The organism is Saccharothrix longispora (genome assembly GCF_030852425.1).
In the GTDB taxonomy this organism is placed as follows: Bacteria; Actinomycetota; Actinomycetes; order Mycobacteriales; family Pseudonocardiaceae; genus Actinosynnema; species Actinosynnema longispora.
Genome location: NZ_NSDM01000012.1, coordinates 94,626 through 119,402 on the forward strand (window position 1 = coordinate 94,626; position 24,777 = coordinate 119,402).

General features: G+C 66.6%; 8 protein-coding genes. 7 read left to right on the top strand and 1 reads right to left on the bottom strand.

The annotated features are described in order from the left end of the window. Nucleotides 1-384: 384 nt before the first annotated feature. Nucleotides 385-1,539 carry a DNA cytosine methyltransferase gene (locus tag CKY47_RS25945; RefSeq protein ID WP_306748807.1) on the bottom strand — a complete coding sequence of 385 codons (1,155 nt, stop codon included), beginning with the start codon at nt 1,537-1,539 and terminating at the stop codon, nt 385-387. A gap of 130 nt (nt 1,540-1,669) precedes the next feature. Between CKY47_RS25945 and CKY47_RS25950 the strand changes: the two genes are divergently transcribed. The 7 genes from CKY47_RS25950 to CKY47_RS25980 all read left to right on the top strand — a co-directional run bounded on the left by CKY47_RS25950 (nt 1,670) and on the right by CKY47_RS25980 (nt 24,448). Continuing rightward, nucleotides 1,670-3,283 (top strand): sigma-70 family RNA polymerase sigma factor, encoded by a 1,614-nt coding sequence (locus tag CKY47_RS25950; RefSeq protein ID WP_306748809.1) that lies wholly within the window; start codon nt 1,670-1,672, stop codon nt 3,281-3,283. Nucleotides 3,284-3,324: 41 nt separating this feature from the next. Next, nucleotides 3,325-6,387, top strand: a complete 3,063-nt coding sequence (locus tag CKY47_RS25955; protein ID WP_306748811.1) for a helicase-related protein — start codon at nt 3,325-3,327, stop codon at nt 6,385-6,387. 12 nt (nt 6,388-6,399) lie between these two features. Beyond that, nucleotides 6,400-8,139 carry a DUF8724 domain-containing protein gene (locus tag CKY47_RS25960; RefSeq protein ID WP_306748812.1) on the top strand — a complete coding sequence of 580 codons (1,740 nt, stop codon included), beginning with the start codon at nt 6,400-6,402 and terminating at the stop codon, nt 8,137-8,139. A gap of 208 nt (nt 8,140-8,347) precedes the next feature. Further along, on the top strand, nt 8,348-11,257 hold the full coding sequence (locus CKY47_RS25965; RefSeq protein WP_306748815.1) for a helicase-related protein: 2,910 nt from the start codon (nt 8,348-8,350) through the stop codon (nt 11,255-11,257). After that, the gene (locus CKY47_RS25970) at nt 11,254-15,984 is read left to right on the top strand and encodes a class I SAM-dependent DNA methyltransferase (protein WP_306748816.1); all 4,731 of its coding nucleotides are present in this window, start codon (nt 11,254-11,256) and stop codon (nt 15,982-15,984) included. Before CKY47_RS25965 ends, CKY47_RS25970 begins: the two co-directional genes overlap by 4 nt. After that, nucleotides 15,981-22,319, top strand: coding sequence for a DEAD/DEAH box helicase (locus CKY47_RS25975; RefSeq protein WP_306748818.1), 6,339 nt, complete (start codon nt 15,981-15,983; stop codon nt 22,317-22,319). Before CKY47_RS25970 ends, CKY47_RS25975 begins: the two co-directional genes overlap by 4 nt. Next, the gene (locus CKY47_RS25980; protein ID WP_306748820.1) at nt 22,319-24,448 is read left to right on the top strand and encodes a UvrD-helicase domain-containing protein; all 2,130 of its coding nucleotides are present in this window, start codon (nt 22,319-22,321) and stop codon (nt 24,446-24,448) included. The genes CKY47_RS25975 and CKY47_RS25980 overlap by 1 nt, the downstream gene beginning before the upstream one ends. Nucleotides 24,449-24,777 lie beyond the last annotated feature (329 nt).

The window sequence follows — 24,777 nt, forward strand, 5'->3', positions numbered from 1 at the left end:
TACTCCTGCTGTGCTGGCCGGTCGTAGGGCGTGCCGTCACTACCCAACGTTCGAGTGAGAGGCCCTGGCCTTATGTCTCAAAGTGGATCAACCGTGGCAGTCTCAAGTACGCCCATAGTCCGAGAATCGGATGTAAGAGATGTGAAGCTGCTTGTTGCCGCTGAGCTGAATTTCCACTGACGTGTTTGCCCGAGGGCGGTGCCCACGTAATTTGGCAGTCGCCGTACAGGGGTGATGGTTACGGCGATTTCGGCTTAACGTAGGTGAGGCGGGAGTCTTGTCGGGGTAGCCTCTTGTCCATCGCTAAAGTGAAGCTTCGATTGGTCAGCTTCCTGTTGACTCGAAGTGGTGTGCTGATCGTCTAATGGACATTGCAGGCACAGTTCATGTCGCCAGCGGGATGGTCTCGGTCGTTGCATTTGAACGAATTGACGATCGCTTGCCTTGTCGGCCGGTCCGTCGTTTATTTGTCACTTTGGTGGCCTTGCTGGCGGTCTTAACGTGATCCACGATCGCAGCTCCAACGGCTTTGGCAAGCTGAGGGGGTACGGCGTTTCCGATGAGCCTGCCAAGTGGGGCAAATTGAACCGGCTTGTTTGGGGCCACGAACTCGTAATCCGATGGGAAGCTCTGCAGGTTAGCAGCCTCCCGCAAAGTGAGGGCGCGATCCTGCTCGGGGTGACCAAACCGTCCCGTGCCGAAGTTGTACGACATGGTGGTGATGGTAGGAGATGGTTCGTCCCACGCCATGCGCGCGTAAACATTGCGGAAAGTTGATCCGGATTCCTTGCGATGGCATGGAGCTCGCAATTCTTCGGGCCACTCTTCCCAGGTGCCGCCGGGTGTAGACTTTTGGATGCGTTCGAAGTTCGTCTCGCTCAAAGTGCGGCTTTTGTGGAATCGATCGTGTGGGTGCGTCTCCCCATGAGCTACCGGGGGCAGGTCGTGGATCGCCTGACGGACGGTGGCGTACTCACTAGGGCTGACGGTGCCCTTCGGTACCTTGATCTCGCCGAGCAGTGAGGCGAGGAGGACCAGTCGCCTACGGTGTTGAGGTACGCCGTACGTCGGGCAGTGGCACGACTTGAAGTCCACGTGGTACCCGAGGGTCCGAAGCTGGATGACGAAGTCCTTGAAGACCGAAGCGCTCCCTATGCGAGGAACGTTCTCCATCGTCACGATCTCCGGCATCGTCCCTTCGATCAGTCGTCGTACCTCATTGACCAGGGGCCACTGGCGCTCCTGTGAGGTGTCGACCCCTCGACGGTAGGACGAGAACGGCTGGCACGGAGCGCAGCCCGCCAGGATGCGGATGCGGGTGTCGTCAGGCCACATCGCAGCCAGTTCGCCTGCTTCGAGGTCGCAGACATCCCGCTGGTGGAACGGCGCCTGAAGGTTGGTGCGGAAGGGGTACGCGCAGGCCGGATCAAGGTCAAGGCCGGCAGCGATGTGGATCCCGGACTCCCGTAGGCCGTAGGAGAGTCCGCCGACACCGCAGAACAGGTCGACTGCAGAGATCTTGAGGGGTCGGGCGGCCATGCCGGCACTGTAGTGGATCTACAGAGCGTAGTGCGGGTGATACCAGGTTGTGAGAGCGGGGAGCCGCCTTGAGCGATCCACATCGGCGTCTTACGAGGTGACCGGTCGATCCGTCCAGGACGTTGCGGTCGTGAGCATCGCAGATGCGGCAGGTATCGAATCACGATTTGATCAACAGGTCGCTACGCGCGTCACGTTGGTAGCTCTTCCACCGATGAGCCTCTGGACCGAGGAGGTGCTCATGGCGACCCCGATGCGAGCCTCAGCGCGCTGTCCGGCGAACGCGCCACGCGTCAACGACCTCGCGGGCGAACTACGCGTGATCCTACAGAAACATGAGGCCGGCTCGGGTCGACGGTTCCTGGCCGAGTTCGCCGCGCGGCACCGTTTGACCCACCGCGACGTCGATGCACTGTTGTCGGCTTTGGAGGGGAATGGTGCCGACTCGCCCGGCTCTGGCGCTGTCGACGTGAAAGAGGTTGGGCCGGCTGAAGCGACGGTCGAGGAGCCGATGGCGGCGGTGCCTGCTCCTGACTTTGCCTGGATATTCGGGGACGAGCCGGAGTCGGCTCCCCTGCGGGCTGTCGACGATGTCGTTGGTCGGGCGTTCGACGACCTCCTCGGGGATTGGTCACGAAGCGGGGGACAACTCGCTCGGGCGGATGTCGCACTTCTCGCGAGTGCGCGAGGATTGAACTCTGTCGAACAGGGGCAACTGCTGGTCCTTCTGGAGGGTGCGGGGATTGAGTTGTCGGTTCCCGGTGATCTACGTCCGGAAAGGGCCGCTGAGTGGGGGTACGAGTTCCGTGCGGATGTGGTCGGCCAATACTTGGAGGCGATCAAGCGCTACCCGCTGATCGACGGTTCCCGAGAGGTGGAACTGTGGGCGTTGATCTCCCAGGGCGTCGCCGCCCGGCGTGAACTGGACGAGACCGGGAACAACGCGTTGCCTGCGGATCTCCGGCGCAACCTGCAGGCTCAGGTCGCCGCAGGGCGACGCGCCCATGCCGAGTTGGTGTGCGCCAACCTACGACTCGTGGTCTCGATTGCCAAGGCCAGGCATTACGACGTCTGCGGAGTGGAGTTCGCCGACCGCATCCAGGACGGCAACGTGGGACTGATGCGTGCGGCGGACAAGTTCGACGGGTCGAAGGGCTTCAAGTTCTCGACCTACGCCACGTGGTGGATCAGGCAGGCGATCGAACGCGGTATCGGTGACAGGGGAAGCACTATCCGTGTTCCCGTCTACATCCACGAGCAGGCGCACAAGATCCGAAAAGCAATATCCGGATTGACCGCACGGCTCGATCGCTCACCCGTCCTGAGCGAAATCGCCGACGCGACGGGTATCGCCCCCGGACAGGTTCAGGCGGTGCTCGACTTCACGCGGCCCGTCATCAGCCTCGACCGCCTACTGGGAGAGGAGGGGGATCTTCGCCTGTCCGACGTGCTGATGAGCGAAGACGAGCGCGACGGCCGTGCCGATCCAGCGGAAATCGTCACTCACGCGGTGATGCGGGAGGACTTGACGCACACGCTCGCCGCGATCCTTCCCGCGCGGTCAGTTCGGGTCCTCGAACGGAGGTTCGGCATAGGCACGGGTGACGAGGAGACGCTGGACGAGATCGGTGCGATCTTCGGTGTAACGCGCGAGCGCATACGGCAGATTCAGAACCAGTCCTTGGCAACTTTGCGTCAGAACCGGTGCGTAGCCGCCCTGCGGTCCTACGTCGTGAACGACTGAAGCTGGTGGGCGGGCCAGTGACCACCTGGAGGGAACAGGCAGTGAACAACACCAGCGGCCAGTCGCCGCAGCAGGCGTACCAGGCGTTCGTCGACTGGCTCGACCGCCGGGTCGTCGCTGCTGGGCGGGGCGACGGGCTCGACCGTTTGGAGGTCGCGCCCGCGGGAACGTTCTGGCTGGGCCGGTTGGCGTGCGAGGACGAGGTCCGCAAGGGTGCCGGCGACGAACGGTCGGAGCGGCTGGATCCGTGTGCGATCGGTATCCGGTTGCGGCCCGCGAGCGAACCGTCCTGGTCGATGACCGTGACGGTGCGGGCGCGGGGATGGGTGCAGGACCCCAAGGACGGGCCCGTCCCGGACAAGCGCTGGTGGCGCACCGACCCCGTCGAGGAGCGGGTGCTGGTGAAGGTCGACCGAAAAGGCGGGGTGTTCGGCGCTCGGCAACTGGCCGACGCGTTCACCGCCGTGGGCGCACCGGGCTTGACGGCCGAGGTGCGCGTCGACGTGGAGGACTGGCACCGGCAGATGGAACTGGTGGTGCAGCTGGTCAACACCAGTCCAGAGAAGGCGAAGGACCTGACCGATTCGCACCTGTACGAGACCCAGATCGAAATCTCGGCTCTGAAGACGGTGCCGTTCCAACTGGAATCGCTACCGGACAGCTTCCGCTACGACCGGACGATACCTGCGTACGGCATCAACGTCGGAGTCGAGGTGCCCGAGCCTGGCGTCTTCCGCAGTTCGGACACCGTCGGCGTGCAGACCTTCCGACCCGGCTACTGGAACAGCACGCACCAGGAGCCGGACCTGTCGTTCTCGACGCTGGCCGATAACCCTCTGCCGCAGCTCGCGGCCCTGCTCGAGGCGCTGACCGCCTACGACGACGCGCACTGGTCGCCGTCGGTACTGGATGCCAGACAGGCAGCCGAGGAGTGGACGCCGACGATGCGCGAGGAGGCGGACAAGTCGGCGGAGGAGGTGTTCGCCGAGCTGGGGCGGCTGCGGACCGGATTGGGCCTCATGGAGACCCACCCGAAGATCCTGCGCGCCTTCCGGCTGATGAACGAGGCGATCGGGCTCAGCGCACACGGGCGGTACACCGGGTGGCGGCCGTTCCAGGTGGGCTTCCTGCTGTCGACGGTCCGCTTCCTCGCCGAGCCGGAGGAAGAGGCGAGCTACGTCGACACGGTGTGGTTCGCCACCGGTGGCGGCAAGACCGAGACCTACCTCGGGCTGCTGTTGACGGCGGCGTTCCACGACCGCCTGACCGGCAAGCCCCTGGGGGTGACGGCGTGGTCGCGGTTCCCGCTGCGGCTGCTGAGCCTGCAACAGACCCAGCGGTTCGCCGACGCGCTCGCCGCGGCCGAAATCGTCCGCCAGGATCGGACTGTCGGGGGTGCCCCGTTCAGCCTCGGCTTTCTCGTCGGTCAGGCCGGCACGCCCAACAAGATCGTCCCGAAGGCGGAGAACGACGAGGACATCACCCCGGACAGCGCGGGAATGCCCGACAGGTACCGAGTGCTGCTGCGCTGCCCGTTCTGCCGGGACGAGAACCTGCGGATGCACTTCGACCGCCAGCGGTGGAAGCTCGAGCACTGCTGCACCAACTCGGACTGCCGGATGTACCGTCGGGCCCTGCCGGTGTACGTCGTGGACCAGGAGGTGTTTCGATTCCTGCCTACGGTGGTGGTCGGCACCTTGGACAAGGCCGCTTCGATCAGCATGCAGCAGGCCATGCGCGGCCTGGTCGGTCCGCCGCGAGCGCAGTGCCCGGAGCAGGGGCACGGCTTCACCTACGCTGAGCGGGCGAAGACCCCGAACGGCTGCCTGGTGCCCAACTGTCAGGGGGGGCTGGTTCTCAAGCCGCTGCCCATGGATGCGCAGCGGTTCGCGCCGTCCCTGAGGTTGCAGGACGAGCTGCACCTGCTGCGCGACAGCCTGGGGGCGGTCGACTCCCACTATGAGAGCCTGCTGGACCACCTCCAGCAGGAACTGTCCGGCAGGCGCGCCAAGATCGTGGCGAGCAGTGCGACCCTCACTGGCTACGACCGCCAGGTCAACGTGCTCTACCGGCGGAAAGGCCGAGTGTTCCCGCAGCCGGGTCCACGGGCGGGCGAGTCGTTTTGGACCGTGCCGACCGCGCAGCCGCTGCGTCGGTTCGTGGCGGTCGCCCCGCGCGGCGTAACGCTGGAGCACGTGAGCGACCGCACCCTGGACACGCTGCAGCGCTGCATCAGGGAACTGCTGGACGACCCGGCCGCGGTGTGCGCGGAGGCAGGCGTCGAGCCCCGGTACGCCGACATGGTGATCAGCCAGTACGGCACCAACGTCGTCTACGGCACGACCCTCTACGACGTGGAGGCCGCCGGACGGAGCTTGGGCAGCAACAACACCGTCGCCGGCATCAACGTCGAGCAGCTGACCGGCCAGACGGACTTCGACGAGGTCCGCGGCATCCTCGAACGGCTGGAGAACCCCGAGGAGGACTTCGCCGAACGCGTCCACGTCGTTGCCGCCAGCTCGATGCTCTCCCACGGCGTGGACGTCGACCGGCTCAACACGATGGTGATGCTGGGTCTGCCGCTGACCACGGCGGAGTTCATCCAGACGACCGCACGGGTCGGGCGTCGACACCCCGGACTGGTCTACGTCCTGCACAAGATCGGCCGGGAGCGGGACGCCCAGACATTCCGCCACTTCGGGCCGTACGTGCGCCAAGGCGACCGGTTCGTCGACCCCATCCCGATCACCCGACGCAGCCGCCGCGTCCTGGACCTCACGATCCCCGGCGCCGTGGCGGCACGGACGCTGATGATCCGCGAACCGGAGAGCCGACAGAAGCTGAGCACCCCTGCGAGGCTGCGCGACTACATCCGCGGTACAGGTCTGACGCCTGAGGCGGAAGCCGATGCGGTGGCGGAACTTCTCGGCTTGAACGGCCCCGAGGACACCCTGCACCAGCAGCAGATCCTTGAGTGGCTGCAGGACTGGTTCGCTGATCTGGAGGACCCGACCTCGAAGGCCCGGTTCATCGGTGAACTCGGTCCGAATGCTCCGATGCGGAGCCTGCGGGACGTCGAAGCCAGCGCTCCTATCCACGACTGACAGGCGGACGACATGACGATTCTGGGGAGCCGGAGCGGCAGCCAGATTTTGCGGATCTTCCTGCCCGACAACACGGTCGACCTGCGCGGGGAGATCTACCGCGTCGTCGAGTGGTCGGCAGCGAACCCGATCCAGGTGGACACGGATCTCGTCCGTCGGCACCTGATCCGCGAGATCGGTGCGTGGACCGCTCACGGCACCGACGGTGATGTCGGCAAGGACCTGCTGAGCGGAGCCTCGATCGAGGTCGTGGAACTCGACGAGCGGCGTGGCGTCACGGTCGAGCGGTATCCGGAGGTGTGGCTGTGCAAGAGCTGCAAACGAATCGGCAAGTCCGTCGAGCGGCCCTGCAAGTGCGGGCAGCGCAAGTGGGGGCAATTGCACTTCGTCGGTATTCACGACTGCGGCGCGATCACCGAGCCGTGGATCCGTCGCTGCCAGGAGCACGACGATGTGAAGGTCGTCATCCCCAAGAGCGCCAAGGCGGCCGACATCACGTTCGAGTGTCCGGTCTGCCACAAGCGGACCATGCAAGGGCTGGGGTTCAAGCCCTGTGCGTGCGGCAACGGCACCATGCGGTGGAACGTCCACAAAGCCCGCACCGTCTACACGCCGCGTGGCATGGTGTTGATCAACCCGCCCCGACCGGAGCACCGCGAGAACCTCAAGCTCGCGGGCGGCGCCCGCAAGGCCCTGGCATGGGTGGTCGAAGGGCTGGTCGCTAAGCGACCCGCGGACGTCAACGCGAAGCAGACCAGAGAGGACCTCATCGCGACGCTGATCACCAGCGGCATGCCCCGAGCTCTCGCCGAGAGCATGGTGGACTTCGCAGAGAAGGCCGGAGAGCTCGCCACCCCAGGTGACCACCCGGTCGACTCACTGCCCGCGACGCAGCGGGAAGAGGCCGAGCGGGAAGCCGTCGATATCGCCATGGCGCTGGCCGAGAGTCGCACTCCGACGACCGAGCTGCGCAGCACCGATTCCGGGGACGCGCTCGACCTGCGCTATCGCAACGGCTATCCCGCGGCGTTGGCTCGGGCTGGCCTGGACGGCTTGGACCTGGTCGATCGGTTCCCGGTGCTGAGCGCCATGTACGGCTACACGCGAGGCGAGGACGATCCGGCCAAGTCCCACCTGGTGCCGTTTCGGCGCAAGCGGGGCGTCTACCGCCTCCACAGCAACCTCGCGGAGACGGAAGCGTTCCTGGTGCGCTTGGACCCGGTGCGGGTGGCGACCTGGTTGACGGGGCGTGGTCACGCGCTGACCGGCTGGTCCGTCGGTGACACCGATCCGGTCGCGGCGAGGGTCGCGATCCTGCGGTCCGCGGAGATCCCCGACAAGCGCGAGAGTCAGTCGGACGAGTCGGCCGGCGCCGACTTGCTCAAGCTGGTGCACACCTACGCGCACCGGTTCATTCGCCAGGCCGCGGTCTTTTCCGGTATCGAACGCGACGCGTTGAGCGAATACCTCCTCCCTGGGCACCTGGCGTTCTTCGTGTACGCCTCTGCTCGAGGTGACTTCGTGCTGGGCGGCATGCAGGCGGTCTTCGAATCCAACCTCGACGACCTGTTGGCCGCGTTCGTCGACGCCGAGCACCGTTGCCCGCTCGATCCCGGGTGCAGTCGCGGCAGCGGGGCGTGCAGCGCATGCGTCCACCTCGGGGAGCCGTCGTGCCGGTTCTTCAACCGCTTCCTGAACCGGGAGGCGCTGTTCGGCCCCCACGGCTACTTGCGCACGCCGGTCAGCCCGTGACCGTGAGGGCGACACCGCCGGGCCGGCGGGCGCGGCTTCCTCGGCTTCGTTCCGGGTGATGTCGTGGCCGGGTTGACGTCGTGGGGTCAACGGCGTCGGCGGGGGTCACCGTCCACCGAACAGCTTGGCTTTATCCGAAGAGGATGTGAAGTTATGCTTCGGGTGGACGTCGAAATTTAATTATGAGTAAAACTTTTCATGACTTTTGATGACGGAGAACCTACCTGTGACGGCAACGAACGCTGAAGCCCGCGTGGCACTCGCGCCAGGATCGATCGTCGTGATCCGTGACGAGGAGTGGCTGGTCCAGGCAGCCGAGGAGACGGCTGACGGCAGCCTCGTCCACGTGCAGGGGCTCAGCGAGCTGGTTCGCGACACCAGCGCTTCGTTCTACACCAGCCTGGACAAGATCGTCCCGCTGGAACCCGCCCGTGCGCAGGTGGTGGCCGATGACAGCCCCCGCTACCGCACTACCAGGCTGTGGCTGGAATCGACCATCCGCAAGACCCCCGTGCCCCTCGGTGAGCGTTCGCTGTCGGTAGCCGTTCGAGGGCTGGCCGACCCGCTGAGCTACCAGCAGTCGGCGGTGCGCAAGGCCCTCGACCCGGCAAACCTGCGCCCGAGGATCCTGTTGGCGGATGCGGTCGGCCTCGGCAAGACGCTCGAAATCGGCATGATCCTCTCGGAGTTGGTGCGCCGCGGTCGCGGTGAACGAATTCTCGTGGTGACGCCTCGACACGTGCTGGAGCAGATGCAGCACGAATTGTGGTGCCGGTTCGCGATCCCGTTCGTCCGGCTGGACTCCGCCGGCATCCAGCGCGTGCGCCAACAATTGCCCGCGACGCGAAACCCCTTCACCTATTACAAGCGTGTGATCATCTCGATCGACACTCTCAAGTCCGACCGGTACGTGGCGAGCCTGCGCAAGCAGCGCTGGGACGCCGTGGTCATCGACGAGTCCCACAACCTGGCCAACGCCGCGACGCTCAATAACCGGCTGGCGCGGTTGCTGGCCCGCAACGCCGAGGCACTTGTCCTCGCGTCGGCGACTCCGCACAACGGCCGCGCCGACTCGTTCGCCGAGCTGCTGCGGCTCCTGGACCCCTCGGCCGTGCCCGTCGACGGTCAGCTCAACCCGGACGAGGTACGGCGACTGGTCATCCGACGGCACCGGCACAGCCCCGAGGTCGCCCAGGTCGTCGGCGCCGACTGGGCCGAACGACGGGAGCCGGACAACGTCCTCGTGCCGGGCACGAGCGAAGAGAACGCCGTCGCCCGTGAGCTGGAGGAGACCTGGCTGTGGCCTGGTCAGGGTGGGAGCCCGTACTCCGGCCAGAACGCCTCGCTGTTCCCCTGGACGCTGGCCAAGGCGTTCCTGTCCTCGCCGGCGGCGTTGAAGGAGACCATCGACGGGCGGTTGGGTCGCCTCGGGCACGACGATCGGGCTGAGGTCGAACGACGCGCGCTGCGCAGGCTGGCTGAGTTCAACGACAAGACACGGCAGCGACCACCGGCCAAGTACCAGCGGCTCGTCGAGCACCTCAAGGAGATCGGTGTGGGCCGTGGCTCACCGGTCCGGGCGGTGGTGTTCGCCGAACGGCTGGAAACCCTGCGCTGGTTGCACCGCGCCCTGCCCGTCGACCTCGGAGTGCCCGCCAACGCCGTCGAGATCATGCACGGTGGGCTTCCCGACGATCAACAGCAGAGCGTCGTGGAGGCGTTCAAGCAGGAACAGGCGCCGGTGCGGGTCCTCGTGACCGGCGACGTGGCCTCCGAGGGCGTCAACCTGCACGCCCAGTGCCACAACCTGATCCACTACGACATCCCCTGGAGCCTCATCCGCATCGAGCAGCGCAACGGTCGCATCGACCGGTACGGGCAGAAGCACGCCCCGCGCATCACCGCGCTGCTGCTCGACCCCGCCAGCGAGCGGTTCGCCGGAGACGTGCGGATCCTCGCCAAACTGGTGGAGAAGGAGAACGAGGCACACACCGCGCTCGGCGACGTCGCCTCCCTGATGGGGCACTACGACGTCAAGAGCGAGGAGGACGACATCCGCGCCGTGCTGGCCGGTAGCAAGAAGCTCGACGACGTGGTCCGCCCGGTCGCCGCCGTCGCGGCGGGCAACAACCTCGGTGCGTTGTTCGCCCGGATCTTCGACTCGCCCGCCACCACCGCACCCGAGCCGACGACGGCAAGCCGGTCGGACGCGGACACCGGGATCGACCTCGGCTCGGTCGTCTACGACGATGACGTGTCCTACCTGGAGGACGCGCTGCAGGAGGCGTTCATCGACCCGACGGCCCCGCCGGCGCGTGGCGGGGTGGGGTGGCGGCGGGACACCGCCTTCGGCACCGTCGAACTGACTCCGCCGCCCGATCTCGCGCAGCGCCTGAACGTGCTGCCGCAGAAGTACCTCGCCGAGCGTAACGTCACCGAACGGCTGGTACTCGCCACCACCCTGGCACGCGGCAAGGACCGGCTCGCCGCCGCGTTGCACGACGACAAGAAGCTGAGCTGGCCGGACGCGCATTACCTGGCTCCACTGCACCCGGTCCTCGACTGGGCAGCGGACCGCGCTCTGGCCGCCCTGGGCCGCAACGAGGTCTTCGCCGTGCGCGGAAATGTGGACGCCCCGACTGTCCTGCTCGTCGGCACGCTCACCAACAGGCGTGGCCAGGTCGTGTCGGTCGCCTGGCTGACCGCGCAGTTCCCGACGGAGGACAACCCGTCCTTCGCGCTGATCGCCCCGCACGGTTCGGCTCGGGAGGCGCTGGCTTCGCTGGGCTGGGACAGCCCGCGGGCCAATCCGGGACCGATCGAGAACGTAGCGGCTCTCCAAGGGCTCGTGGCTCCTGCAGTTGATCATGCCGAGAAGCACCTGATCACTCTCTTCACAGCCGCCGCCGATGACGTGGCAAGTCGAGTGGAGCACTGGTCCACTCGGTTGGACAGCTGGGACGACGAAGCCGATGCGCTCATCCAGCGCAGCGAGATCAAGCGCAGGCGAGCGAGCGTGGAACAGGAACGGGCCATGGTGCAGGCCATGGCACCGGACCGGCAACTCGTACGGCCGCTGCTGGTGGTCGTTCCCGACGTGGAAGGTGTGGCGCTGTGAATGGGTCGGACGCGATCCTCGTCGGCGAGGGTTGGATCTCGGAGCACTACTTCACCACCCAAGCCAAGGGTGAGTCGTTCCACGCGAAGGTGCTGGAGCGACGGGCGTTCTGGGACGCCGAAGCCAAGGAGGGGCGGGCGACACCCCGATCGCGGTTCGTCGAGACCCGGCAGAACCTGGAGAGCGATCTCGCCGCCTTGGCCGAATTGCTCGACCCGGCCGCTGAAGTCGACGCACGCGACGGGCGCACCGCGGACGACGCCGCTGCCGCGGTTCACGAACGGCTGCTCGACGTGCTCGAACTGACCGGTCATGGCCTCGTCCTCGACCGACAGGGTCCGCTCCTGCGCGTGTCGCCCCCCGGTGTCACCGGACACGCACCGCTGGTCGTCGTGTCAGCCCGCCCGGTCGCCGCGGTCGAGGACTTGCTCGCCCGTGATGCGGTCACCCTGCGTGAGCCGGTGCAGCTCACCGAGGACGCCGAGGAGGTGAAATCCGCCGCGCGGCTGACGTCGGCGCTGTTCGTCGCGGACGACGCCCCCGACCTGGTCCTCCTACTCGCGGGCCGCTGGGTGCTGCTCGCCGAGCGGGAGCGTTGGGCCGAGGGCCGCTACCTCGCCGTTGACGTGCAGTTGGTGTGCGAGCGCAACGACGGCAAGAAGGGCGGGGAAATTGACCGGGCGCTTACCTGCCTGTCCGCCCAATCGATCGCACCAGATGCGGATGGGACGCTGTGGTGGCACAGCGTCCTCGAAGCGTCCGTCAAGCACACCGTCGGCGTCTCCAAGGACCTGCGTGACGGTGTCCGCCTGTCCATCGAGATCATCGCCAACGAGGTCGTCGCCCGCTGGCGCGACAAGGGTCTCGACCCGCTACCCGCCAGCGAGGCTCAACCGCTGGCTAAGCAAGCACTGCGATTCCTCTACCGCATCTTGTTCCTGCTCTACGCCGAGGCGTCGCCTGAGCTGGGCGTGCTGCCCGTGGGCGCCCGCGAGTACGACCAGGGGTACAGCCTGGACCGGCTGCGCGAGCTGGTCCAGGTTGAGTTGGCCAGCCCGCGTGCCCGCAGCGGTACCCACCTGTACGAGTCGCTGACCGCACTGTTCCGGCTGGTAGACAAGGGGCACACCCCGAAGACAGTCAGCGGTGACAGCGAAGATGAGCAGGACGCGGCGTTCGGCGAGGGGCTGACGTTCAACCCGCTGAAAGCCGACCTGTTCCGGCCGGAGGCGACTGCCCACATCGACGCTGTAGGGCTGGGCAACGCCGCGCTGCAGCAGGTCCTCACCCACCTGCTGCTCAGCAAGGAGTCGCGCGGCAAGGACCGCGGCTTCATCTCGTACGCGGAGCTTGGCATCAACCAGCTCGGCGCGGTCTACGAGGGCCTGATGTCATACACCGGCTTCTTTGCCGAGACCGACCTCTATGAGGTGGCCAAGAACGGCGACGCTTCCAAGGGTTCATGGGTCGTCCCCGTCGAGCGAGCAGACGGGATTGCACGTGCCGACTTCGTGAAGACTCCCGACCCGCACACGGGTGAGCCACGACCGGTGCTGCACAGGAAGGGCACGTTTGTGTTCCGCCTTGCTGGGCGAGAGCGTCAGCAGTCCGCGTCGTACTACACCCCAGAAGTGCTCACCCGCTTCACCGTCGGTCAAGCGCTCGAAGAGCTGCTCGACCAGGGTGGCCGCACGACGACTGCGGCGGAGATCCTGCAGATGACCGTCTGTGAGCCAGCCCTCGGCTCGGGCGCGTTCGCCATCGAGGCAGTGCGGCAGCTCGCTGAGCAGTATCTCAAGCGCCGCCAAGCCGAACTGGGCGTGCGCCTCGACCCGGACGACTACCCGCGTCGGTTGCAGGAGGTCAAGGCCTACTTGGCGCTGCATAATGTGTACGGCGTCGACCTCAATGCCACTGCCGTCGAACTGGCTGAGATCTCCCTATGGCTGGACACCATGGTCGAGGGACTCTCCGCGCCCTGGTTCGGTCTGCACTTGCGGCGCGGCAACTCGCTCGTCGGCGCCCGACGGGCGGTGTACCCACGCAGCCACGTTAGCAATAAATCCTGGCTGACCGAAGCACCGCGAGTCGTCCCCATAATGTCCCTCGCAAATGACATCGAGACTGGACGAGTTTCCAATGAAGGCATTCACCACTTCTTGCTACCGGCCGATGGTTGGGGTGCCGCTGTCGAAGCCAAGGAGGTAGTCGCGCTGGCCAGCGAGGCGGCCGACCGACTTAGAGCGTGGCGGAGAACTGTGCGATCCAAACCGACGCAACAGCAAGTGAACACGCTGGTCGAGTTGGCACATCGCGTGGAGGTGCTGTGGCAGATTGCGCATCGCCGGTTGAACATGGCTGAACAAGAGGTCCACCGAGTCATCCCAGTTTGGGGCGCCGACGACCTGCCGTCCGGTGGCGGCACTGTGCAGCGGAAGCAAATCGAAGCCGCGCTCACTGACCCGAATGGTGCTTATCAGCGGCTGCGGCGGGTAATGGACGCGTGGACCGCACTGTGGTTCTGGCCACTCACTGACGAGATCGTTACAGTCCGCGGGGTACGCGTGGAGCCCCCGACCTTCGCACAGTGGATCGCCGCACTGCAGGCACTGCTTGGACGCAGCCCGGAGGTGCGCAAGAAATCGCTACCGCGAGAGACCCTTGCCAGTAGCGCCGACTGGGGCCAGCTGAACGATGCAGAAAAATTGGAGCTTTTCTTCTCAAGTGCGCTACCGGTAGAGAATGTGTTGCAGGAGCACCCCTGGCTTGTCGTGTGTGACCGAGTCGCCAAGCAGCAGGGATTCTTTCACTGGCACCTGGACTTTACGACCGTCTTCGCTCGCGGAGGATTCGATCTTCAGATAGGAAACCCTCCATGGGTGAAGCCCGAGACCAACATCAAAGCGCTCCTTGCCGAGGGAGACCCTTGGTGGCAGCTCGCATTGAAGCCGTCGGAGGGAGAGAAAAAGAGGAGGCAAGACGCGACACTGGACCTGCCTTCGATCAAGGATCTCGTAATCGACGGCACTACCGAGGTAGTAGCAACGTCCACATTCATTGGCGCAATTTCACAGTATCCAACCCTCAGAGGATTGCGGCCTGATCTTTATCGGTGCTTCATGGCACAATCTTGGACGCATGCGACCCACCATGGCACCATCGGTCTCATTCACCTGGACACACACTTCACCGACGACAAGGCGGGCGACCTTAGAGAGGAGACATACGCGCGACTGCGACGCCATTGGGAGTTCGCAAATGAGTTGAAACTTTTTGAGATTGGCAACAGAAAGCACTACAGCGTAAACATTTATGGATCACCAGTTGACAACCCGCGATTTCTTCACGCCGTTTCCCTCTATCATCCCGACACTGCAAAGCGATCGCTTGAGCACGACGGCACAGGCGAGGAGCCTGGCCCCAAGGGATCTGATGGAAACTGGGATCTTCGACCTCACCTCAAGCGGGTAACCGAGGTAACAGACGACATCCTTCGTACATGGCATGCGATCGCCGAGTTGCCTGGTGCACCCATTCGACGCACGCGAATGGCCTACACGATTAACCAAGCCGCTTCCGGCGTACTGAAAAAAATTTCCTCCGCCGAACGGCTTGGAGGTTTGGGATTGGTCTCTTCTGCGGGATGGAACGAAACTATCGATCGAAAAAAGGGTCGCCTTGAAGTCAGATGGGGTGCTCCACAGTCGTGGAACGATGTAATCCTTGGCGGCCCGCATCTGTTCGTGGCAACACCGTTTTACAAAACCCCGAACCCCACGATGAAGAACTATAGAGACTGGTCAGCTACCGATTTCGAGAGCCTTCCCTTTGACGCTATTCCTATCACGACGCACAAGCCGGCGGGCGACCGATCCTTGTACGACCGACACTATACGAATTGGGGGGAGGGTGATCGCCGAAAGCCAGCGCGTGCGCAGTATCGGATAGCCTGGAGAAGAATGGCCGACAACACGGCGGAACGCACTCTTATGCCCGCGATCATTCCTCCTGGAGCTGCACACGTGGGGACCGTACACAGTCTTGGCCAGGCGGATGGAGGCTGCAATAAACTACCTGTCGTAAATGCAATTATGGCATCCCTTGTCGGTGATTTTGTAATTCGCTGTGTACCAAAAGACGACATACTCCTGGCGGCAGTCAACCGTCTCCCGTGGTTTTCCCCTTCGAGACGAGTTCGAGATATGATAACATTGCGGATGCTGCGACTTACATGCATTACTGATGCATATCTCGAATTGTGGCAAGCCTGCTATTCGGACACCTTTATCGACGATAGCTGGGCTGGTGGATACAACCACTCACGCCGGTTTCCCCTAGGCAACGTTGGCCCTGTTCTGACTCAAGACACTTTGTTGCGCATTGCTGTCGACCGTCGGCAGGCCCTGGTGGAGATCGATGCTCTTGTCGCAATGGCGCTCGGACTTAGCGCTGATGAACTGTGTGCAATATATCGCAGTCAGTTCCATGTTCTGTACGGGTACGACCATTATGAGTATACCTACGATGTCAACGGACGTCTTGTTCCTAATCAGGTGCTGACCCGGTGGCGCAAGAAGGGGCACCGGGTCAGCCGGGAAGATCGGACCGCGACCAACCAGCCGGGTAACACCTATACCTACGAACTGCCGTTCGTGACGTTGGATCGGGAAGCGGACATGCGGCAAGCGTATGCCCACTTCCAGCAGTTGCTGAAGGAGCGTTCGTGACTGAACTGCTGCCCACCCTGCAGGCGGCTCGGATCCGGACCAGCCTCGTCGACTACCTGACGACGACCTTCGGGCTCACCGACGGGGACGCTCGCGATGGGTTGGACCGGTTCCTGTCCGATCCGGATACCGGCATGTTCAAGGGGCCGTACGTGCGGCTTCGGTTGCCGTTCCGTGCGGCCGATGCGGGGTGGCGGGACACCCTCGGCTGGTACGAAGGCTTCCCGCCCTACGGGCACCAGGCAGCGGCGTTCGCCCGGCTGGCGTCCGCCCCGCAGGGCGAACCGCGTCGTCCGCTGCCGACACTGGTCACCACCGGTACCGGCTCGGGCAAGACCGAGGCGTTTCTCTACCCGATCCTCGACCACGTGCTGCGCGCCCGCCACGAAGGCGTATCGGGCATGAAGGCGCTCATCCTCTACCCGATGAACGCGCTCGCGAACGACCAGGCGGCGCGATTGACGAAGCTGCTCACCACGCAGGCCGACCTCACGGGAGTTACGGCCGCGCTCTATACCGGTCAGGTCGGACCGACCCGCACCACGGTCACCTCGGACGGGCTGATCACTGACCGGGCGATAATCCGGGACACCGCACCGGACATCCTGCTGACCAACTACAAGATGCTCGACCAGCTGTTGCTGCGCGCCGAGGACCAGGACCTGTGGCGGCAGTCGGCGACCAGCCTGCGTTACCTGGTGCTCGACGAGTTCCACACCTACGACGGCGCGCAGGGCACGGACGTGGCGATGCTGCTGCGCCGGCTGGGGCTGGCGCTCAAGAGCCACTGGCAGGAGGACGACCCGCGCGTTGACGATGCGGCTCGCGCTCGGCCGCTCGGCCTGGCCACCCCGGTCGCCACCTCGGCGACGCTGGGTGACAAGGGCGATCCCACGGTGATGCTCGACTTCGCCCGCGCTGTCTTCGGGGAGCGGTTCGACGCCGACGCGATCGTGACCGAGACCCGGGTGAGCCTCGACGAGTGGGCCGCAGGCGCGGCGGAGACCATGTCGGCTATCGGTCTCACGCCGGTGGAGGTTGACGACCTCGACGTGGTGGGGGCGGTTGACGAGGTGTCGGCGCTCGGCCACGACCCGGCCAGCGCACGGATCGCCCGGACGGTCCTCGGCGTCCTGTACGGGATCGAACCGGATCGGTTCATCGACCAGTCTCCGGAGTTCCTGCTGGCGGCGAGCCGTGCGCATCCGCTCGTGCAGAAGTTAGCGCGCCAAGCGGAGCATGCGGTCGGCCTCGACACGCTGGCCGCCCGCGTGTTCGGTCGGGGTGACGGGGACGTCGTCCCCGTGGAGACCCTGCTGTCCTTGGTGCTGGCGGCACTCGCCCACGTGCGCGCGGTCGCGGGTCGGCCCGCGCTGTCGGTGGACGTGCACCTGTGGGTGCGTGAGCTGACGCGCATCGACCGGGTCGCGGCGGCCTCGGCACGGTTCCGCTGGGGTGATGACGGTCCGCCGGTCGCCGACGTCTACGCGGAAGAGGCCCGGCCGTCTTTTCCGGCGATCTTCTGCCGGCACTGCGGCCGCTCGGGTTGGGGCATAGGTCTGGCACCCGTGGGCACGAGCCTGGCCGTGAATGACGACGACATCCGTCGTGACCACGCGGCTAGGGAAGGTCGTTTCCGGCCGTTGCTGTACGCGCCTGCAGAGGCAGCCGTCAACCTCGACCAAGGCCAGCGAACCGACGGGTTGATGTGGTTCTCGGTGCGTCACCGGGAACTGCTCACCAGCGTGGCCGAGGACGACCCCGACCTCCGTGACGGCTGGATCCTGCCGGTGCTCACCAATCTCGGCCCCGAGGCCGACGAGCAGAGCCGCAAGGACACCTGCCCGTCCTGCGGTCAGGAGGACGGCATCCGGTTCCTCGGCAGCGCGATCGCCACACTGCTGTCGGTGTCCCTGTCCACGCTGTTCGGCTCGCCCATCCTCGACGCGAGGGAGAAGAAGGCGCTGGTCTTTACCGACTCTGTGCAGGACGCCGCGCACCGAGCCGGGTTCGTCCAGGCCCGCTCGCACACCCTGACCCTGCGGTCGGTGTTCCGCGACGCGGTGGCTGAGGGCGCGCTGACCCTCGACGAGTTGGTCGAGGAGGTGATCCGGCAGGCGGGTGACGACCCGTTCGCGCGCTACCGCATCCTTGCCCCCGAGTGCGCCGACCGGGAGTCCTTCGTCGAATTCTGGCAGGCAAAGTCGCTGCGCTCGGTGGGCTCACCGGTGCGCTCCCGCGTTCGCAAGCGGCTCGCGCTGGACGCCGCGCTGGAGTTCGGCCTCAACTCACGCATCGGCCGCACCCTGGAGCTGACCGGCTCGGTGGCCGTCGAGGTGGCGGCGGGGCAGCCCGCGCGGATGGCCGGCGTCGCCCGTGCCGCCATGCAGGGCACGTCGTGGCAGAACCAACTCGACGCGGAGGACCGGGACGGCACGATCCTGGTGCAGTGGGTTCGTGGCGTGCTAGACCGGATGCGCGCACAAGGCGCGATCGACCACCCGTGGTTCGACCGGTACCGCGCCGAGGACGGGCGGGACTGGTCGATCTGGGGCGGGCGGCCCCGCGGCGAGGGGATGCCCGCGTTCCCGCGTGACCGGCCCGCTCCCGCCTACCCGAAGGTCGGTGGACCGAGCGGGGCGACCCGAGGCCTGGACGCCGTCACCTCGGCCCAGTCCTGGTACGCCCGCTGGACCGCTCGTGTCCTCGACGTCTCCCCGCTCGACGGCGGGCGGCTGGCGCGGCTGCTGTTCGACCGGTTGGCCCGTGACGGCGTGCTCATGACCACCACCAGCGAGTCCGGTGCCACCGTGTACGCCATCCCCGTCTCCGGCGTCGTCGTCGCCCCCACCGGGCCGGCGGCCGCTACGTCCGCCGACCAACGCCTGCTGGTCTGCGACACCTGCCGGGCCACGACCCCCGGATCCCCTGTCACGGTCGATCAGCTGACCGGAGCGCCGTGCCTGCACGTGCGGTGCCGCGGCAGGCTGGCACCCGAGCCGTTGCCGGACAACTTCTACCGCCGCCTGTACGCCTCCCCGGACATGCGTCGGGTCGTGGCCCGCGAGCACACCAGCCTGCTGGACGACAAGACCCGCTTGGCGTACGAGGACGGCTTCCGCACCGCCGGCGGCAACCCGCAGGCGCCCAACGTGCTGGTCGCCACGCCCACGCTGGAGATGGGCATCGACATCGGCGACCTTTCGGCGGTGTTCCTGGCTTCCCTGCCGCGCACCGTCGCCTCCTACCTTCAGCGCGTCGGTCGGGCCGGGCGGCTCACCGGCAACGCTCTCGACATCGCCTTCGTCACCGGCCGCGGCGAGCAGCTGCCCAAGCTCGGTGATCCGCTCTCGGTTGTGGACGGTGAGGTGCGACCGCCGGCGACGTACCTGGCCGCCGAGGAGATCCTGCGACGGCAGTACACCGCGTACCTGGTAGACGCCTTCGCCCGCGACCCTCGCCGCCGCCACCCGCACAAGGCTTCCGGAGCGATCGGGTCCTGCAAGCCGGCCTCGTTCCTCGGCGACCTCGTCCTCCACGCCGAGCAGGGTGCCGATGAGGACCTGCCCCGGTTCGTCGCCACCTTCGACGGCCTGCCCGACGAGGTGGTGGCCGGGCTGCGCGACTGGCTGCGTCCCACCTCTGGGCCGCGCACCAGCGGCTTCGCCGCCCACGTCCACGCCGCGAGCCTGCGGTGGCAGGAGACGGTGCAGACGCTGAAACAACGGCAGGTCGCCATCGCGGCGTTGCTGCCCGACCTGGAGGCACGGGTGGCGTCGCCTGCCGTGACCGACGACGACCGGCAGGCGCTGCGTTCGGCCAAGGCCACCGGCAAGCTGACCGCCGGCCAGCTCGCGCACCTGCGCGGTGCGTACTGGATCAGCGTGCTGGAGGAGTACGGACTGCTGCCCAACTACACCCTGCTCGACGACTCAGTCACCCTCGACGTGGGCCTGTCCTGGGTCGACCCGGACACCGGAGGCCACAAGTACGACGCCGCGCAGTTCCAGCGCGGATCGGCGCACGCCCTGCGCGAGTTCGCCCCCGGTGCCACGTTCTACGCCCGCGGCTGGGAGATCACGATCGACGCGGTCGACCTCGGGTTGGACGGTGCCTCCATCCGCACCTGGGCGTTCTGCCCCCACTGCGGCTACGCCGCCGACGTCGCCGAATCCGGCCGCGAGCTGCCCGTGCCGTCCTGTCCCCGGTGCGGCAGCCGGGGGATCCAGGACACCGGCCAGCGGCTCGACGTCGTCGAGTTGACCCGCGTGTCGGCCGAGGTCCGCCGGGACGAGGTGGCGATCTCCGACCGCCGTGACGAGCGCGGTCACGCCGCCTTCCAGATCGTCACCACCGCCGACATTGATTCCGCCAACGCGGTGCGCCGCTGGTTCGTCGAGGACAGCGGGCTCGGCTGCACCTACCTGCGCACGGTCGACCTGCGGTGGATCAACCTGGGGGCGCCAGGCCACGGCGCGACCCGGACCATCGGCGGCGACGACCGGCAGGGCATGCTGTTCCGGGTCTGCTCCGGCTGCGGGAAGAAGGACACTGAATCCGGCCGTAACCGGCCGCACGAGCACCGCCCGTGGTGTCCGCACCGGACATCGGCCACCGAGGTGACGAGCACGATCGCCCTGTCGCGGACGCTGCGTACCCAGGGACTGCTGATCCGACTACCTCACGCGATAACCGTCGGCGACGACTTCGCCGCACCCAGCCTGGCTGCCGCGCTCCTGCTCGGCCTGCGCGAGCAGATGGGCGGCCACCCGGACCACATCCGGGTCGAACACGTCGTGGACCCGACGTTGTCGGACGGCACGGACAACCACGAGGCGATTCTGCTGCACGACGCGGTAGCGGGAGGCACCGGCTACCTCGCCGAGAACGCCGACCCCGCCCGCCTGCGCGAGTTGCTCGTGCTGGCGTGGAACAGGGTCCGCGACTGCGAGTGCCGGCACGAGGAGCGACTCGCCTGTCACCGGTGCTTGCTGCCGTTCGCCGCCCCCGGTGCGATCCGGCGCGCCTCCCGCGCGTCGGCCGACCGGCACCTGCGCACCCTGCTCTCATTGACTCCCGACGCTTCGACCGCCGAAGGGATTGCGTGGACCGTGACCGAGGTGGCGCCCCACGAGGAGCCGGAGTCGCACCTGGAACGTGCCTTCCACCGGCTGCTTGTCGGCCGGTTGCGCCGCAGTGGCGCCGCCGTCACCGAGACACCGGGACCGACCGGCAACGTCGTCCGCTTCACGTTCCCCGGCGCGCACCGGCAGTGGACGCTCACCCCGCAGGTGAACGTCGCCGACTCGCGACCGGACTTCCTGTTGCAGACCACCGACATGAATGTGCCCGACGTGGCGATCTTCACCGACGGTCGGGCCTACCACGCCAGTCCCGCCTGCAACCGCCTCGCCGACGACGCGGCCAAGCGGGCGAACCTGCGCGACGCCGGCCTGATCGTCCTCGCCGTCACCATTCACGACCTCGCCACTGACGATGTCGTCCGCCATCCGGCGTGGTACAGCCCCGACCTCGCCGGCAATCTGATGAACGTGCCGCAATTCCAGGCGCCGCCGGAGGCGTACCGGGCGCTCGGCCGAGGGCCGGTGGACTGGCTCGTCGACTGGGTGACCGCTCCCAACCCGGACGCGGTCCGTGCCGTCGCCCGGGCCGTACCGATGTTCCTGTCCCCAGGAGCACAGGCGGTGCAGGTCCCCGACACCGCAAGTTTGGAGGAGGTGGCCCGGGCTGTCCTGCTCGACGAGCACCTCCCGAGCGGGGATCGCAAGGTCTACCTCCACCGCGCGGGTGCCCTCGCTGCCGTTATCGAGATGCTGCCCACGATGGTGGTGCGCGCAGCCTTTGTGCTCGACGACCGCGACGAGGTCCTCGACGACGCGCACACTGCCGCCTGGCGGGGCTGGCTGCGGCTGTCCAACGCCCTCGCGGCGCGGGACTGGCCCACCGTGGTGACCACGACCAGCCTCACCGCCCCGGCGGACAGCGCCGAAGAAGAAACCGACCAGCACGGCAGCCGACCGGCCGGTGCGTGGGCCGACGTGTACGACGCCGCCCAACCGGGGGTGGAACGCACGCTCGTGGCAGCCCTCGCCGCTCATGCGATCACTCCGCCCGTGGTCGGTGCTGAAGGCCCCGACGGCATTCCGCTCGACGTGTCCTGGCCCCGGTTGCGGGTCGTCGTCGGCTTCCCGCACATGACGCCGCAGGACCGTGCCGACCTGGCCGCAGCGGGTTGGCTGGTCGTGGACCCCTCACCAGAACTCGTCGTCGCCGCGGTAGCGGACGCCATCTCACACCGATCCGGGGAGCGATAGTGCCGACTATCATCATGGGCAAGCTCGCCAGCAAGATCGACGGCTCGATCCGTGCCAAGGCCATGACGTTCCTGCAGAAGCTCGGTGCTGACGACACCACTCCCGGTCTGCACGTCGAACCCATCCAGAAGGCCTCCGACCCTAGGGTCCGGACCGGTCGGGTCGACGGCTCCTGGCGGGCTGTCATGTTCCGCCTCGACAGCGGCGGCGAGCGCCACTACGTCATCCACGGCATCTGGCCGCACGACGACGCGAACGCCGTGGCGCAGCGCGTGCGGCTGAGCGTCAACCCGATCAACGGCCTGCCGCAGATCGAGGAAATCACCGTGCCGGTCGTGCCGGTCACACCCGGCACGACGCCACCGGTGAATCAGCCGCTGTTCGCCCGCATAGGTCACGACCGCAGCGCCCTGGTCGACACCCTCGGCCTGCCCGAGGAGGTCGTTGACCAGGCCTTCGCCGCCGCTGACGAGGACGCCGTGCTCGATCTCGCGCAGCGCCATGACGGGTGGATCGGCACCATCCTGGTCGACCTTGCCGCCGGTGACACGGTGGAGGCGATCGTCGCGCGCATGCAGCTGGAGAAGGCTCCTCCGTCCGGCGACACCGATACCGACGTCCTGAACTCGTTCAAACGGCCTGCCGCGGCACTCCAGTATGCCTTCATCGGTGACCAGGAGGAGCTGCGTCGTGTCATCGAGCAGGGCGACTTCGGTGCGTGGCGGATTTTCCTGCACCCCGAGCAGCGCCGTTACGTCGAACGCAGCTACAGCGGCCCGTTCCGACTGTCCGGGGGCGCGGGCACCGGCAAGACGGTGGTGCTCGTCCACCGGGCCCGCGCGCTGGCCCGGCGCGACCCGCAAGCCCGGATCGTGCTGACCACGTTCACCACCAACCTCGCCGAGGCGCTCGGCGACAGCCTCGCGCAGCTCGACCCGCGCATCCCTCGGACCAAGGCATTCGGCCAACCCGGCGTGCACGTCACGGGAGTGGACGCTCTCGCCTCCGCTGTGCTGCGCGGCGCGGGCAGCGGTCTGGCCACCGCCATGCGCGAGGTCCTCGGCGAGGAGCGCTCCGCACCGATCGTCCGCACTCCGGGGACCCGGTGGCGGGAGGCCATCGAGTCGACTGACACGTCGCTGCCGCACGAGCTGGTAAACGAGACGTTCCTGTCCACCGAATACGCCCACATCGTGTTGCCCAACAAAGTCCACGACGAGGCCGGTTACCTCCGGGTGCGCCGCCCCGGGCGAGGCGTGGCCCTCGACCGCGCCAAGCGCTCGGCGGTGTGGGCGCTGATCGCGGCGTACCGGGCGCAGAGCCGCATCGACGGCAGCCTCGACTTCACCGAGGCCGCTGCCGTCGCCGCCGCACACCTCGCCCATCAGGCCGAGAAGCACGCCGATCACGTCCTCGTCGACGAAGGCCAGGACCTCTCACCCAGCCACTGGCAGCTACTGCGCTCCCTCGTCGGACAGCACCCTGACGACCTCTTCATCGCTGAGGACACGCACCAGCGCATCTACGGCACTCGGGTGGTCCTCGGCCGGTACGGCGTGGCCATCGTCGGTCGCTCGCAGCGACTCACCCTGAACTACCGCACCACCGCCCAGAACCTGCAGTACGCGATGAGCATCATCGACAACGGGCAGTACGTCGATCTCGAAGACCAGCCCGAGGCCACCGGCTATCGCTCCGCCCGCACCGGCCCCGCCCCGACCATCGAAACCGTCGACTCCCTCGGCCAGGAGTTGCAGGCCATCGTCGGCCACGTCAAAGCCTGGCTGGAGGCTGGAGACACCCCTGACACCGTAGGGGTCCTCGTCCAGGACCGCTTCCACCGCGACCGAGTGGTGACGGCGCTGACCGAACAGGGCATCGACGCACGGGCGGTCGATCGTGAACGGCCACCCTCGGGACGGGTGCCGATCATGACCATGCACCGGGCCAAGGGCACCGAATTTTCCAAGGTTGTGCTGGCGGCCGGTCGGCCTTCGCCCGCAGAACTGGCCCGTTTGGAAGCGCTGGAGCCCTCTGAGCGGGCCGATGCCGAGCTGCGAGCCCGATCGTTGCGCTACGTGGCGGCGACCCGCGCTCGAGACGAACTTGTGGTTGTGAGTCGTTTGTGACGCCTGCACCATTGAATCGGTGTCGTTAATGCAGGCGCCGTGCGACAAACAAGGTCGAGTGTTCGACGGTTGAGTCCGGCATTGTTTCCGTCATTCATGCCACTACGCTGGAGCAGATCTGGAGCAGGCGGTGGAGTTGTGACGTTCAGGCTCGAGGCGCCGCAACCCACTGCGGACCGACCTCAGTGTGCAGGCGAGGACTGTAGGTGCGAACTGAACAGGTCGATCGCGGATGGGTAGACAAGCATGCGAAGCTCATGTCGATCGCCTTGCGCTTGGTCGGTAAGTCATTTACCGGGAGCTCCACCATGTCTCCGCCAATCGCAGCT

Excerpts from the sequence above, each read along its gene's own strand:
- CKY47_RS25965 (WP_306748815.1), top strand. The coding sequence starts at position 8,348 with ATGACGGAGAACCTACCTGTGACGGCAACGAACGCTGAAGCCCGCGTG.
- CKY47_RS25960 (WP_306748812.1), top strand. The coding sequence starts at position 6,400 with ATGACGATTCTGGGGAGCCGGAGCGGCAGCCAGATTTTGCGGATCTTC.
- CKY47_RS25945 (WP_306748807.1), bottom strand. The coding sequence starts at position 1,539 with ATGGCCGCCCGACCCCTCAAGATCTCTGCAGTCGACCTGTTCTGCGGT.